The following is a 1,128-nucleotide window of genomic DNA, read 5'->3' as shown; positions in this document are numbered from 1 at the left end:
TCGGCGCGGCGGGTTGGGCGGCGGCGCCCGCTGTGTCAGCCGGGGCGCCTCCTTCGATCCACGCCTTCACGGCCGCAATCTCGGCGGGCGCGAGCTTGGCGATTTTTCCGGGAGGCATCGCCCCGCTGGTGATTTGTTCCAGAAGCAGGCTTTTGGCCGCATCGCCCGGAATGACGGCCGGGCCGGTGTCGCCCCCTTGCTTGACGGCCGCCGCCGTGCGGAGATCAAGCCCGGCCTTGGTGGTTTCGCCGCCGTGGCATTTCACACACTTGGCGACAAACACCGGCATCACATCCCGCTCGAACCGGGGCGGTTCGGCGGCCAAGGCGGAACATGCGAACACGGCGACAGCCGGAGCAATCAGGCGGAACATCGGCGGGACTCCGATGGAGAGGAAAGGCAAGCGGGCGGGAAGGCAAATGCGGCGGCGGGAGATTCAACGTAGGGTAACTGTTGGCGAACACGGTGTCCAGTGATTCCCGCGATTCTGTTTGACTCGTTCTTGACGAGAGCCGACAATCAACAAACCCTCATCCCCGCTCTCCCAGGTTTGCCATGCGAATGCTCCCGCCAATCCTTGCCGTCATCGCCACCGCTCTTTTGGTGACTCCCGCCTTTCCGCAGGACAAGAAGAATCCGTCGGAAGAGTCGGACAAGAGGATCAAGCAACTTCAGAAGGAACGGCTTGAAAATTTGAAGAAGGTGTCGGAGGGGAGCTTCGTGCTGGCCAAAGGACACCGGATGGAGATTGCCGAGGCGCTGGAAGCAACAATGGACGTGTTCCGGGCGGAGATGGAGGCCGCCGAGAAGGAAACGGATCGCATCGCGATTTGCAATAAGACGGTGGATTTGCTGAAGCAATACGAAGAATTGGCCAAAGCCCGGCACGAGGCCGCCAGGGGAACCGAAGTGGGCGTGTTCCGCGCCAGATCAAAGCGTCTGGAAGTGGAGATTTGCCTGGAGCGGGCGAAGGCCAAAGAAGCCGGACAGGGCAAGTGATCGAGGTTGGGTTTTCTCGCGGGTTTGTCTTGGTCTTGGCGAGCCGAGCAGCGTAAGCTGCCGGGTGGCTTCCGGTGGTTGAGCCGCCTCCCCTTTACTCAGCCGGACTTAAACCCGTGGCTCAAGCAT

Annotated in this window: 2 protein-coding genes; one reads left to right on the top strand and one right to left on the bottom strand. The window is 61.6% G+C overall.

Translation table 11 applies throughout. The features are described 5' to 3' along the window. Positions 1-373 (bottom strand): c-type cytochrome domain-containing protein (locus tag BGIM_RS54585; protein WP_020474828.1); only part of this gene is annotated, 373 nt, incomplete at its 3' end. A 182-nt stretch (positions 374-555) separates the two neighbouring features. Between BGIM_RS54585 and BGIM_RS0137895 the strand changes: the two genes are divergently transcribed. Next, positions 556-999 (top strand): hypothetical protein, encoded by a 444-nt coding sequence (locus BGIM_RS0137895; protein WP_020474827.1) that lies wholly within the window; start codon positions 556-558, stop codon positions 997-999. Positions 1,000-1,128: the final 129 nt, after the last annotated feature.

Source organism: Zavarzinella formosa DSM 19928, assembly GCF_000255705.1.
Classification (GTDB): Bacteria; Planctomycetota; Planctomycetia; order Gemmatales; family Gemmataceae; genus Zavarzinella; species Zavarzinella formosa.
Note: the sequence above shows the minus strand (reverse complement) of the source record. Positions and strands in the feature narration are given on the sequence as shown.